This is a genomic window from Roseiconus nitratireducens, assembly GCF_008629675.1.
GTDB classification, from domain to species: domain Bacteria; phylum Planctomycetota; class Planctomycetia; order Pirellulales; family Pirellulaceae; genus Stieleria; species Stieleria nitratireducens.
The window spans coordinates 142058-154571 of sequence record NZ_VWOX01000005.1 but is presented as its reverse complement, the minus strand read 5'-3'; the positions used below and the strand labels follow the sequence as shown (position 1 = coordinate 154571).

Sequence of the window (12514 nt, the reverse complement as noted above, 5' to 3'; positions counted from 1 at the left end):
ACGGGAAGCGGATCGCCGGGAACGGCTGCATCAAGGTGCCGCGGAAGCGTCTGAAGCGGCTGGGGTGGAGGCGGCGTTCAGGAACTGCAGCGTGTAACAATCTTCGGCTGCGACCTGGTCCGGCTGCACCAGTTCCAACTGGACCAGCTGCTCGTGCAGCGTGTCCCAGCGCTGGGGCGACATGGTGCCCACCGATTCCAGATCATCGCCGTCCGGCATTGCCAGGTCCTTCATCACCTTGGCGCCAAAGTCCAACGCTTCTTTGGTCATCCCGTGCTCATTCGCCTTCAGGATGGCGTCGTTCCCCGCTTGTCCATCCGTCAGGTAGTTACGCCAACCCTGACGCGTCGCATCCACGACGCTTTGGACCAGCTCCGGGTCGTCGCGAATCAGACGGCCGGTCGTCACCAGGACGCTGGAATAGGGATTGAAACCGAGGTCGCTGAGCATCAGGGTCCGGACTTTGATTCCCTGTTGTTGAGCCAACAGGGGTTCGGCGCAGCTGTAGGCCTGGATCACGATCTGCGGGTCGGCTACCAGCGAAGCGATGCTGCCGTGGTAGGGAACCTCCTTGACGTCTTTCAGGTAGCCGCCGGCACGGAGAAACTCGACAAACGCGCGACCCGCTTGCCGCTGAAACGTTTTTCCGGCCAAGTCATCGAAGCCTTGCACGCCGCTGTCCTCACGCGCCAGGATGCAACGCGGATGGTTTTGCATGGCCGCCATCACTGCGACCACGTCGATGCCTTGCTGGCGAAAGATCACCACATCGTCCGCATTGGCGATCGCAAACTGGCAGCGTTGCAATTCCAGCTCGGGTCCGATTGGCGTGGCGCGCCCGCCGGGGCGAAGGTCCATCGCTAGTCCGGCGGCGGCGTAGGTGCCGTCGGCCAGCGCCTGATACAACCCGCCGTGTTCCGTTTCCGGATACCAGTTCAATTGGACGGCCACCGGCCGGGATGTCTCGTCCCCTGGATCCGGACTTCGTTGGGACCGACAACCAGCGCACAGCGGCAATCCTGCGGCGAGGACGGACAGGACCACGGTTGGAAAAAAACGATGCATCGATCGGATCTCGTGAAAGTGGACGGGCTGATCAATGATGGCAGCGAAGCAATCCACGGTACAGGTGGGAGCCTTCTGCGGCGTGTCGGGGGGGAGAACGGCTGCGTCGGGGCGTCGCGCGGCGGGCGCAACGGCACATGGTCCGGCAGTTGCCCAGTTTGCCAGGGCTGTGTGCTTTCTAAGTTTGACCGGTGTCACGCCGGTGGCCGGCGCGGCTGTCGGTTCATGTGCCGTCTGGTAACCAATGCCTGGTGGACCGGATTGGGTCCATTGCCCGAAAAACTCTCTTTACCCAGACCCCCGGCCCGCGTTAATCTCTGCCATGAAACACGCGCCCGGGGTGTGCCAACTCCGTCCGCTAACTCCTCTCCCGGCGTGGTACGAAGCACGTTGGAGCGGAATCGGCGTGAAACGGAATTGATGTCCAATTGCTTGTTCAGGGAAGAATGTCATGGGCGAACCCATTCGAATTCTGGCGGTCGCCGCGCTGTGGATGGCGACGATCGGCGGAGACGCTGCGGCTCAATCATCCGCGTTCTTTCCTGCGCGGGACGGTTGCGACGATTCACGCGCGACCGCGTCGGTGATCCACTCTTCAGCTGGCGGCACGCGGGACTTCGTTTCGGCCGAAGCTGCTGTTGACGATTATTCACCGGTCGAGCAACCGACCTTGCCGGCCTCGCCGCCCAAGTCCGAGTCTGAGCCGGAAGAAGCGGAGCCGACGACAGCGAAGGCCTCTTCCTTGCGGTTGTTCAAGCCTCAGGGACCTGGCGGATTCACGATTCCCGATTCCCTTTCGACGGTTGCCGACGAAGTCCGTGACAAAGTTGATGGGGCCGCCGGCGCGATGAATTTCGCCGATTTCAGTGGCGGCGTTGATCCGCGGCGGGCCACGACGACGACCAACGGTCCCAGCACCGCGCCGACCAGCGTCCGCGACAGTTCCTGGATGACCAACTCGCCGCAGTCGACCAACTACTTTCCGTCCACCGCACCCGTCTCCACCAGTGGTGCGGCAAGTCCGCCCGGCATGGGGACCGGTGTGAGCCCGGTCGGGGCGACGCAGGAGATTCCTGGCAACGGACAGTCGGCAGGCGGACAATCTGGAGCGGGATTGGGCAGCAGTTCGAACTTTGGTTCGCCGCCATCGGGTGTCTTCTTGCCGCCGGCGATGGGTGCGGGACGAACCGACAAAACGTACGGTGCCGAATTCGGTCGCACCGCGGCAACCAACGGAAGCCCGTCGGCAGGGGATCGCCCTGTCTATGGCCCACCGACGGCAGCCGAAGCCGGGTTTGATCCGTCGCTGTACGACCCGGCTCGCTACAACGCCGGGGGATCATCGTCCGGAACGTCGGCCCGGTCCGCCAGTTCAAGTGGCGCGATGGGGTCCGGGACGCTGGGAATGCCGGGGGCCTCGCTGCCGCCCAGCAATGCCGCGTCCGCTTATTCGCAAAACCAACTGCGCGGCGGCTACGGCAGCTCGACAACCTCGGGGACGCAAAACATCGGTGCCAATGCGGGTGCCACGCAGGCGAGCACCCTGCCGACGACATGGACCGCCAACGACATTGTCCGGCTGGGAGCGTACTTCCAGATCCCAGCCAACGATCCACGGTTGCAGAACCAAGCGTACGTGAACCAGTTGTACGCCGAATACCGCAAGCGAGAATCGCAATCGGCGACGGCCGGAGCAAACGTCCCGCCGCCTGCCGTCAACGGCATCAATCCTCCGGGCTCCCCGTTTGCCGGTCGGCCGGATCAGGGGTCGCCGTTTGCACGTCGCGATTCGGAGTTTGGCAGCGGTTCGGGCAGTGATCGGGTCGCCTCGGCTTCGGACTTGCTGGCTCCCAGCAGCCGCGGGCGGGAAGACGTGGATCCCCGGTTGTCCGAGAAGGACATTGCAGGATTGCCGATCAACGGATGGTCCTACGACAAGTACGGCAACCCGATCGACAAGGAGCGAAACATTTTGGATCGTTTCGGCAACCGCGTCGATGATGAAACCGCCTACGAACTGACCATCGGTCGCAAACACCGTGAAGCGGCTCGTGAAACCGCCGTCGCCAAGGGCCAGTCTGGCGGTCAACGCGACGATGCCCGCTCGCAAGTGCCGGCTTCGGTTCCGCCGGGGATCGTCAATTCGGCCGGCCAGCCGCAAGGGATCGACCCGCGCATCGCGATGGCCGGTGGCACGGCAGGTTTGAGCGGGCGGACGAACGTGAATCGGCCGCCCTCTTCCGGATCGGATCTCGGCGGCGGTTCGTCGTCGAGCGATTCAGGATCCGGGCCCGCTGCGAACGACTCGGCGCCGGAAAGACACCGATCCAATCCGTATGTCAACGTGTTTCTTCTCTGCTCGCTGGTCGCCAACGGTTTCTTGTTCTTATGGCTGCATCGATTGTGGTACCACCACCGGGACCTGATCGCTTCCAGTCGGATGGCTGCGAGCGGGTTGTCGTCGGCGGACTGACCGACCGGCGGGCTGCCGCATGCGGACGTTCGGACTTGGCGACCTTGACCCGTGATTCACGACCATGCTGCTTTGAAAGGGCACCGGCCAACCGGAAGGTCCCCTTGGTGCAATCGATCCTCCAATCGTTTTTTTCAGCGAGCTTTGACCGCGAGATGACTGTCGATCTAAAAAGTCTGGTCCGTGACATCCCGGATTTCCCCAAACCCGGAATCATTTTCCGCGACATCGCGCCCCTGCTGCTCAGCCCCGAGGCGTTGCATGTGGCAACCGAAGCGATGGCCGCGCCGTTCGAGAATGAGTCGGTGGACCTGGTGGCGGCCGTCGAAGCGCGGGGGTTTCTGTTCGCCGCCCCATTGGCCATGCGGCTGGGTGCCGGGGTCGTTCCGATCCGGAAACCTGGAAAACTACCGTTCGAAACACATGCCCATTCCTACGATTTGGAATACGGCAGTGACGAGCTTCACATCCACATTGATGGAGTGTTGCCTGGACAACGCGTCATTGTGGCCGATGACTTGCTGGCGACCGGGGGCACCATGCAGGCTTGTTGCAAGCTGCTTGAAAAGTGCCAAGCCGAGATCGTCGCCTGCAGCTTCTTGATCCACCTTTCGGATCTGCAAGGCGAGAAACGCCTGGCACCCCATCGAGTCGAGTCGGTGTTGGTGTATTGAAGGTCCGGACTGTCCAACAGGCGCGAAGCCTCGTTTAGACGCCGCGTCGAAAACGTGAGAATGTCCTGCCCGACGGCAGCGACAGGGTTTCGCGACGTTCCAGACAGGGCCTGCCAGACAGGGCCTGACGATTCCCCCCGCACGCTTTGGGTGGTGACGTCCGGCCCGCGGGCGTTTTACGCCGCTGCACGGCGGCGCTATACTTGCAACAGGCAAAGGGGGGAGCGAGTTGTGCTCCGCCCGTGTCCTCCCGGTCGGTCGTGGGCATCTGCGTCTCCCGAAAGCTGGCGTTCCGGTCATTCACCTTTCAACTCGTAAGCACCAACTTGACTTCTCAACCACTCCCTTCGGTAACTGTCTCGCCTGGTTCGGTCGAACAAGACAACTGCCAGGCCAAGCATCCGTTGTCCTTGTACAAGACGCTGGAAACGGGGGAGCTTGTCGGGCGAATCGAGGCGGTGCGAAAGCAGTTGGGGGATTCACTGTTGATCCTGGGCCACCACTATCAGCAGGACGAAGTCATCGCGCACACCGACTTGCGGGGCGACAGCTACCAACTGTCACAGATGGCCGCGGCCAGTGACGCTTGTCGGACGATCGTCTTTTGCGGCGTGCACTTCATGGCCGAAACGGCTGACATTCTCGCCAACCGGCCGGAGAAACTGGAAAGCCGCGGCGGGCAGCGGGTTCGCGTGATCTTGCCCGACATGGCGGCCGGATGTTCGATGGCGGACATGGCGGCCATCGCCCAAGTGGAGGACGCCTGGGAAGACATGTCCGAGGTGATCGACACCGATCGCGTGATCCCGGTGACGTACATCAACAGCGCCGCAAGCTTGAAAGCGTTCTGCGGCAAGCACGGCGGGATCGTTTGCACCAGCAGCAACGCCAAGGCCGTCCTGGAATGGGCCTTTGAGCGTGGGGACCGAGTGTTCTTCTTCCCGGATCAGCACCTGGGACGCAACACGGCACTGAAGATGGGGATTACCGAAGATCAGATGCCCGTTTGGGATCCCTACGAAATGGAATTGGGCGGCAATGACGACCAGGCTCTGGAACGCAGCCGCGTGATTCTGTGGAAAGGGCATTGCAGCGTGCACCAGATGTTCCGCCCGGAACACGTCCATCAATTCCGCAAGCAACATCCCGGCATCAAGATCCTGGTGCACCCGGAGTGTCCGCGCGAAGTCAATGACCTGGCCGACGTCTCCGGAAGTACGGGGTTGATCATCAAGACCGTGCAGGAGAGTCCGGCCGGTACGAAGTGGGCGATTGGGACGGAGTTGCACTTGGTGAATCGATTGAAGGCCGAGCACCCGGAGCAGGAAATCCATTTCCTCAGTCCCGTCGTGTGCATGTGCGCGACGATGTATCGCATCGATCTTCCGCACCTTTGCTGGTCGCTGGAGAACCTCCGGGACGGAACGCCCGTAAACACCATTGAGGTTCCCGAAGAGGTGACCCGCTGGAGTCTGGTGGCGTTGGAACGGATGCTGTCGGTGAAATGACGCGTGCCCGTCCGCTGGGTGGTGTCAGGCCGTCGGCAGTGGACCGCTGATCAAGGCAGGCGGGCGAAGTTCAATGAATACCCCTCTGGACGTCTGACCCCTTCGGCAGCGGTCACGGGTTCGACGAACTGACTTCGACGACTGACTTCGACGAACAGACACGGGGCACGGACGCTGCGTGGTCACTTAGGATTCGACGTTGCCGATTAAAACGGTTTGGAGTTTTCCGGAGTTTGTGCCGATTGGTAACGGAGGTGGGTGGTTGTGGTCCCACGCAGCGACCGGCGTCCGTGGCGACGTGGTGGTCTGCTGTTACGACCCGCAAACCCCTCTCAGGTTCATCCGATGGACCTGAAAACCAGGGTTCCGTTAAGGCAAACTGGGTGATTGACGCTTTTCATGCCGATTTCGTTGACACCTGATTTTTGCGGTAACTATACTTCCGGGAACGCGCTCGACTGGCTAGCAAAGCAGCCCCAGCGGCCTGAGTGTGCGAAACGTCCTGGGCAATCGGCTTATCGTGGCCCATGAATCCGGCATGCTGTCGCTTCCCCGTTCATTCAACCGACACACCGACCGGACCGCTTCTGTCAAAGGAAAGCCCTTAAAATGACCTTACTTGGGAAGTCGTTTACCGTTGTCATTTTCCTGCTCAGCCTGACCTTCATGGTCCTGGCTTTGGCGGTCAATGCGTCGCACCGAAACTGGCGAAATGTGGTCCTGGGACCGGCCGGTTACAAAGAGCAAATCGAAGCGATCTCGCGGCAGAACGAGCAACTGGAAGATGCCAAACAGCGCGCCCTGGCCGACCTGAGTCGCGAGCAAGTGGCTCGTCGGACCGCCTTGGCCGCACTGCAAACGCAACTGGATCAATTGCAAGAAGAACTGCAGCTGCGGATCAGCTCGGTGCAGACTCTGGAAGGTGAGCTTTCGAACTTGGCGCAGCTGGACAGAATTCGGGCCACCGAGTTGCAGACTTTGACCGAGACGGCCGAAAAGCTTCGTGAGCAAGTTCGCAACGAGCAACAGAACCGCGACGAGCTGTTCGCCCAGACGTTGGTGCTGCAGGACCGGCTGAATGAACTGCGTGGCGTTCGCCAGGAATTGGAAGTTCGCAACACCTCGTTGCAAAAAGAGCTGACCCGTTTCCGGGAAGTCGCCGACCACATGGGAATCGATCCCGACGCTCCGTTGGACGGCGCGCCGCCGGCTCGCAACGGGAACGTGCTGGTCGTCAACCGTCCCAAGTCGCTGGTCGAGGTTTCGATCGGCTCGGATGATGGGCTCCGCAGCGGTCACGAATTGGAAGTAACGCGTGATGATCGTTACATCGGCCGCTTGAAAGTGCTTGATACCGAGCCGAACCGTGCGGTGGCGGAGATCATGCGAGACTACAGCGAAGGATTTATTCTGGAGGGTGACCGTGTCGACACTTCCATCGAGTGAGAATCGCAAGCAGCCACCGAGCATTTACACCGTGATGCTGATTCTGAGCATGGTGTTCCTGCTGATCGCGGTCATCGCGATGTGGATCGAATTGCGACGTTGGGCACCGGATTATTTCCGGACCCGCAGCGCCCAACCGGTCGTCCAGCTGATCGAGTCGGCGGACTGGCAACAGCTGGCTTGACCCCTCCGGGGCGGCAAACTTGGGGGCTCATGGTTTGTTAGGCCGCTTCTTCAGCAGCCAGTTCATCAGCGGCGGACAGCAGCGGTCGGCGTAGACCAACAGCTTTCCTGGGACGCTCAAGATCACTTCGTCACGCCGACGACGGATCGCTGTGACCGTAGCCTTCGCGACGCGTTCCGGAGTCCAGCTTCCCAAGCTTTTTGAGCTTGTCCCGGCGTCGGTTTCCACCAGGGAATCAAAGAATTCGCTCTTGGTCGTACTGGGGCTTACCAGCGTGACCTGGACGCCCGAACCGGCCAATTCTGCACGCAGCGAATCGCTCCACCCGTGCATCGCAAATTTGCTGGCACAATACTCCGACTTGTCGGGGACCGCCCGATGCCCGAGCACGCTGCCGACGTTGCAGATGACGGCGTCGCCACTGCGAAGAAGTGACGGAAGCAGATGCCGAGTCAGTTCGGCGGGCGCCAGGAAGTTGACTTGCATCACCCGCTGAAGCCGTGACGGCGAGGCGTCAAGGAACGGTCCGATCGCTCCAATCCCGGCATTGTTGACCAGCAGGTCCAGTCGGTCTCCCTGGCTTTGAATCGCCCCCCGGATTCGCTCGCGTGTCGACCCCTCGGTGATGTCTCCGGTCAGCAGCAACAGCCGTTCTGAGGCCTCGGGGGACGCTTGGGCGATCTCTTGTTGCAGCTCTTCCAGTTTGTCTTGCCGTCGCGCTACAGCGATCACGCGGCATCCGAGTCCCACCAGTTGGCGACACAAGCAGCGACCGATGCCGCTGCTGGCGCCGGTGACCACCGCCAGCTTGTCTTGGGGGTTCCAGCGAGGCACGGCGAGATCTTATTCCGGTAACGTGAAAGGTCCCGCCTTGGCGGCGATCGGGTGAGTCGCGATCTGCACTGTGGCGAGTTCGTCGACGGCTGGGCGTGCGATCTGCGGGAGCCTGTGACCGTCTCCGTCGTGAATGATGGAGGCACTCACGACGGGACAGTCGTCGGGTTTTAAGCAACGTCGGTCGCGGGAGCCGCCGAGGACTTGTCGGCGGCTTCGGTTGTCGTGCCGGTGCTGCGATCGACCTCCCGGACCGACTTTGCGGACCGATGCACCGGCCCCATCATGGCCGCGGGCATCTTGACTCGCACGTGCACCACGTCCGGAGAGAACTGCTGCGACATCACCTCGCCTTTGGCGGCCAGGTAGGCCAACAGTTTGCCGTCGCCCGGATCGACTTCGACGACCACGTCCAGGAATTCACGCCCCAGCGCTTCGCCGACCGCATCGGCCAGCATTTCCAGTCCCTTGTTGCTGCGGGCGCTGACCGGAATCGCGTTGGGGTATCGATCGAGCACACGATTGAGCATTGCCGGCGAGCGAATCGCGTCGATCTTGTTCAAGACCAGCAGAGTGTCCTTTTCTTCGATTTCCAGCTCGCTGAGCACCTTGTACACGGCGCTGATCTGTTCGAAGACGTTGGGGTTGCTCGCATCGGCGACGTGCAGCAGCAAGTCGGCCTGACGCGTTTCCTCCAGCGTGGATTTAAAACTGGCCACCAGGGAGTGCGGCAGGTCGCGAATGAATCCCACCGTATCGCTCAGCAGGACGGTCCCCCAATCCGGCAAGTGCCAGCGGCGGGTTCGCGTGTCCAATGTGGCAAACAGCTTGTCGGCGGATTGAACGCCGGCCTCGGTCAACGCGTTCATCAACGTGCTCTTGCCGGCGTTGGTGTAGCCGACCAGCGATACCGTGGGGGCTTCGACCCGGGAAGCGACCTGACGCTGTCGACGCGATTCGACCTTGGACAGTTCCTGCTTCAGGTCGTGAATCCGCTTTTGGGCCAGCCGCCGGTCGACTTCCAGCTGTTTCTCCCCCGGACCACGCATCCCGACGCCCATGGCTTGCCGCGACAGGTGGGTCCACATCCGTTTGAGTCGGGGCAGGGAGTATTCCAGCTGCGCCAATTCGACTGCCAGGCGGGATTCGTGCGTCCTCGCCCCGGCCGCGAAGATGTCCAGAATCAACTCCGTGCGATCAATCACCTTCGCGTTGGTGGATTTCTCCAAGTTCCGCGTCTGTGCCGGAGTCAGATCATTGTCGAAGACCACCACGTCGGCCTGAGTTTTTTCAACCAGCAGCCGCAGTTCTTCGACTTTACCGCTGCCGAGATATGTTCCATGTTCGGCCGCGGCCCGTCGCTGAATCAATTCGCCAACGACTTGCGTGCCGGCGGTCGTCGCCAGCCCATGAAGTTCTTCCAGCGGGTCAGCCGGAACGTCCATGTCTGGCAGGATCAATCGAGCCAGAACACTGCGTTCGGGCGCGTCATCAATGACTTGGTATGGTTCTCGCACTTAGAAAAACGTTCTCCGGGATGGGGGCGGAAAGACTAACTGCATTATAGCTGACCGCCCTGCGGGGGCCAATCAATCGCCCGGTCGGGACAAACGAGCCGGGGCGGAGGACGGATTGGTCAACCAATCCGGATTTTGCCGGCCAAATCATTCTGTTTTCGTCCCCGGGCGGATCGGAAAACGCAATTTTGACCGCTGGCCCCGAGCAACGACACTGTTGTTGACGGACGCTCGCCACGAAAGGTTCGCCGATCTCGGATCCGACTGGGCCGGTTGCCCGTCGTTGTACTCGCCATCACGTGATTTTCCGCCGTCGGGGGAGGGGCGGAGCAGCGGCGGTGTGAGAGACTCGTGTGACCGAAGCTAGCGAGGCTTGGAGCTGACGATACGTGACCGAGATCCAACCAGCGTGATAAAGTGTCCTTGCTGGACGACCCGCCCCTGGTCATTGATCAGCTGTCGGAGCCAGCGTACGCGGACCGCTCGGCGGCCGTGGGGTTGGACGTCGACGACTTCGTTTCGCACTTGCACCGAATCGCCAAAAAACACCGGTGCGATGAATTCCCAGTCCTCGATGCCCACCAGTGCCAGTGTCGACGCGTTCGGGTATCGGGTTCCCAGCCCTGCCAGGATGCTCAGGCCGAGCAAGCCGTGGGCGATCGGGCGTCCGAACGGGGACGATTCCGAGGCGTCGCGGTGCAACGGATCGTTGTCACCGGTCAAACGGGCAAAATCGGCAACGTCCGCCGCAGTAACGCGTCGGAACTCACTGGTCCAGCAAAGCCCGGTCGACAGGTCCTCCGCGTAGACCAGTTCGTCGACCTTCGCAATCACGCTTCGTTGATGATCGACCCGTTTTCCGTTCGCCGAAGTGGCAGCAGGAGCGGGCGAATGTGCGACGTCGGAGCTGGGCCCGCGTTCCGTGCTGGAGGAATCGATAAATAAACTCACGTCTACCTTGATTGGATCCGGGAATCGCTGATATGAGCGTCACCATCATGCCGCACCCCGTGCATGTTTGACACCGCCGAAGCCTCGTAAAAGCTGGAATTTCGTGCTTTTTCTCGGTATTTTTAGGTTGCGAGATCCATGCCGGTGAATCGGATTGGGGCAAATCGGCTAACTCAGTAAGATAGTTCGGCTTGCTCCGGTCCACCGCCTCCGGCCCACTTTCGGTGCCGTTCCCCGCCCCCTTCCTCCGTTTCGGCTCCCCACCATGTTGAGATCTTCGATTGCTTGTATCGGTTTGACGGCACTGTCGTTATTTGGGGGCGGTCCGTCGAAGGCCGTTGCCAAAGATCCCGTCGAGTTTTCCATTCGCATGCTGGCACTGGATGCCAACGAGGGAATCACCGCAGGAGATGTCGATGGCGATGGTCAAACCGACCTCGTCGCCGGCCGCCAATGGTTTCGCGGCGGCGATTGGGCCGCACGCCCGCTGCGAAACATCGACGACTGGAACGGTTACGTCGAAAGCAACGGCGATTATCTGTTTGACGTCAATGCGGATGGGCTGCCGGATGTGGTGGCTGGATCTTTCTTGCCGACGGAAGTCCACTGGTATGAGAACCCCGGCCCCGAGGCGTTGCGTCTTGGCAAGCAATGGCCGAAACACTTGTTAAAAGACACGCGGAAATCGCAAAACGAAGGACAGCTCTTCGAGGACTTGGACGGCGACGGCCGCCCCGAGTGGATCGTCAACAGTTGGAAGAAGGATTGCCCGATGATGGTCTATCGGTTGGTGGATCGTCCGACGACCGGCGGCGAAAAGGCGGCCGGTGAAAAGAAGTCGGGCGATGGAGCCAAGTACGCGCTGGCCGCCCACGCTCTGGGGCAAACGGCCAACGGTCACGGCGTGGCCGTCGGAGACCTGAACGGTGACCAGCGGAAGGATGTTTTGGTCGGCCAAGGCTGGTACGAACAACCGGAATCCGATCCCTGGGGCCAGGAGTGGACGTTCCACGCCGATTGGGATTTGCACAGTTCGCTCCCCATGATCGTCACCGATCTGGACGGCGACGGTGACAGCGATCTCATCCTGGGCAACGGCCATGACTATGGGCTGTACTGGTGGGAGCAAACGGCCCCGGACAAAGAAACCGGCAAGCTCTCGTTCACCCAGCACGAAATCGATTCCAGCTACAGCCAACCGCACACATTGGCCTGGGCCGATCTGAACGGTGACGGCAACAAAGAATTAATCACCGGCAAACGCTATTACGCCCACAACAGCAAGGATCCGGGCGGCAACGAACCGCCGTGTTTGTACTACTACACCTGGGATCCGACGAACAAGTCGTTCCAGCGGTACACGATCGACGAAGGACATGTCGGGTGCGGACTTCAGATCGTCGCGGAAGATCTGAACGGCGATCAGAAAGTCGATCTGGCGGTTGCCGGAAAGAGCGGAACGTATTTGTTGTTGGCGAAATGAGCGACGGCCAATCGGAAACGGTTTCGGAGGACATCACCCTTCGCCAGGCGCAGCGGCAAATCGATGACTGGATTCAGACGATCGGTGTCCGCTACTTCGACGAGATGACCAACTTGGCTCAATTGGTCGAGGAGGTCGGCGAAGTCGCCAGGATCCTGTCTCGCACCTGTGGCGAGCAAACCTACAAGTCGTCCGACGTCCCCGGAGATCTGGGCGACGAACTGGCCGACGTGTTGTTCGTCACGATCTGCTTGGCCAACCAGTCGGGCGTGGATTTGACGGATGCCTTGCGGCGAAACCTGGACAAGAAAACCAATCGGGATCGCGACCGGCACCGGAACAACCAAAAGCTGTCCTGAATGCGTGTCGGTGCACGACA

11 protein-coding genes are annotated in these 12514 nt (G+C 61.0%); 7 read left to right on the top strand and 4 right to left on the bottom strand.

Annotated features, from left to right (window positions below; genetic code table 11):
- Positions 1-30: 30 nt before the first annotated feature.
- Positions 31-1065, bottom strand: coding sequence for an ABC transporter substrate-binding protein (locus FYK55_RS10770; protein WP_150076424.1), 1035 nt, complete (start codon positions 1063-1065; stop codon positions 31-33).
- Between the two features lie 451 nt (positions 1066-1516).
- On the opposite strand from FYK55_RS10770, the gene FYK55_RS10765 reads away from it, so the two are divergent.
- From FYK55_RS10765 to FYK55_RS10745, 5 genes are all read left to right on the top strand, one after another.
- Positions 1517-3538 carry a hypothetical protein gene (locus FYK55_RS10765; RefSeq protein WP_150076423.1) on the top strand — a complete coding sequence of 674 codons (2022 nt, stop codon included), beginning with the start codon at positions 1517-1519 and terminating at the stop codon, positions 3536-3538.
- Between the two features lie 155 nt (positions 3539-3693).
- Complete coding sequence (locus FYK55_RS10760) at positions 3694-4212, top strand: adenine phosphoribosyltransferase (protein ID WP_150076640.1); 519 nt, start codon at positions 3694-3696, stop codon at positions 4210-4212.
- A gap of 404 nt (positions 4213-4616) precedes the next feature.
- On the top strand, positions 4617-5720 hold the full coding sequence (gene nadA, locus FYK55_RS10755) for a quinolinate synthase NadA (RefSeq protein ID WP_235908634.1): 1104 nt from the start codon (positions 4617-4619) through the stop codon (positions 5718-5720).
- A gap of 609 nt (positions 5721-6329) precedes the next feature.
- Positions 6330-7166, top strand: coding sequence for a hypothetical protein (locus FYK55_RS10750; RefSeq protein WP_150076421.1), 837 nt, complete (start codon positions 6330-6332; stop codon positions 7164-7166).
- Entirely contained in the window at positions 7144-7350 is a 207-nt protein-coding gene (locus FYK55_RS10745; RefSeq protein WP_150076420.1) for a hypothetical protein, read from the top strand. The genes FYK55_RS10750 and FYK55_RS10745 overlap by 23 nt, the downstream gene beginning before the upstream one ends.
- 27 nt (positions 7351-7377) lie before the next feature.
- Here the strand turns inward: FYK55_RS10745 and FYK55_RS10740 are convergent, their stop codons facing one another.
- From FYK55_RS10740 to FYK55_RS10730, 3 genes are all read right to left on the bottom strand, one after another.
- On the bottom strand, positions 7378-8184 hold the full coding sequence (locus FYK55_RS10740; RefSeq protein WP_150076419.1) for an SDR family NAD(P)-dependent oxidoreductase: 807 nt from the start codon (positions 8182-8184) through the stop codon (positions 7378-7380).
- A gap of 170 nt (positions 8185-8354) precedes the next feature.
- Entirely contained in the window at positions 8355-9701 is a 1347-nt protein-coding gene (gene hflX / locus FYK55_RS10735; RefSeq protein WP_150076418.1) for a GTPase HflX, read from the bottom strand.
- 363 nt (positions 9702-10064) lie between these two features.
- Positions 10065-10652, bottom strand: a complete 588-nt coding sequence (locus FYK55_RS10730) for a MaoC family dehydratase (RefSeq protein WP_235908592.1) — start codon at positions 10650-10652, stop codon at positions 10065-10067.
- Positions 10653-10917: 265 nt separating this feature from the next.
- On the opposite strand from FYK55_RS10730, the gene FYK55_RS10725 reads away from it, so the two are divergent.
- Positions 10918-12135 (top strand): FG-GAP repeat domain-containing protein, encoded by a 1218-nt coding sequence (locus FYK55_RS10725; protein ID WP_150076417.1) that lies wholly within the window; start codon positions 10918-10920, stop codon positions 12133-12135.
- Positions 12132-12494, top strand: coding sequence for a nucleotide pyrophosphohydrolase (locus FYK55_RS10720; protein ID WP_150076416.1), 363 nt, complete (start codon positions 12132-12134; stop codon positions 12492-12494). Before FYK55_RS10725 ends, FYK55_RS10720 begins: the two co-directional genes overlap by 4 nt.
- Positions 12495-12514: the final 20 nt, after the last annotated feature.

What these genes read in the sequence shown, in the direction of transcription:
- FYK55_RS10770 (WP_150076424.1), bottom strand. Translation starts at nt 1,065, where the DNA reads ATGCATCGTTTTTTTCCAACCGTGGTCCTGTCCGTCCTCGCCGCAGGA.
- FYK55_RS10765 (WP_150076423.1), top strand. Translation starts at nt 1,517, where the DNA reads ATGGGCGAACCCATTCGAATTCTGGCGGTCGCCGCGCTGTGGATGGCG.
- FYK55_RS10760 (WP_150076640.1), top strand. Translation starts at nt 3,694, where the DNA reads ATGACTGTCGATCTAAAAAGTCTGGTCCGTGACATCCCGGATTTCCCC.
- FYK55_RS10750 (WP_150076421.1), top strand. Translation starts at nt 6,330, where the DNA reads ATGACCTTACTTGGGAAGTCGTTTACCGTTGTCATTTTCCTGCTCAGC.
- FYK55_RS10725 (WP_150076417.1), top strand. Translation starts at nt 10,918, where the DNA reads ATGTTGAGATCTTCGATTGCTTGTATCGGTTTGACGGCACTGTCGTTA.
- FYK55_RS10720 (WP_150076416.1), top strand. Translation starts at nt 12,132, where the DNA reads ATGAGCGACGGCCAATCGGAAACGGTTTCGGAGGACATCACCCTTCGC.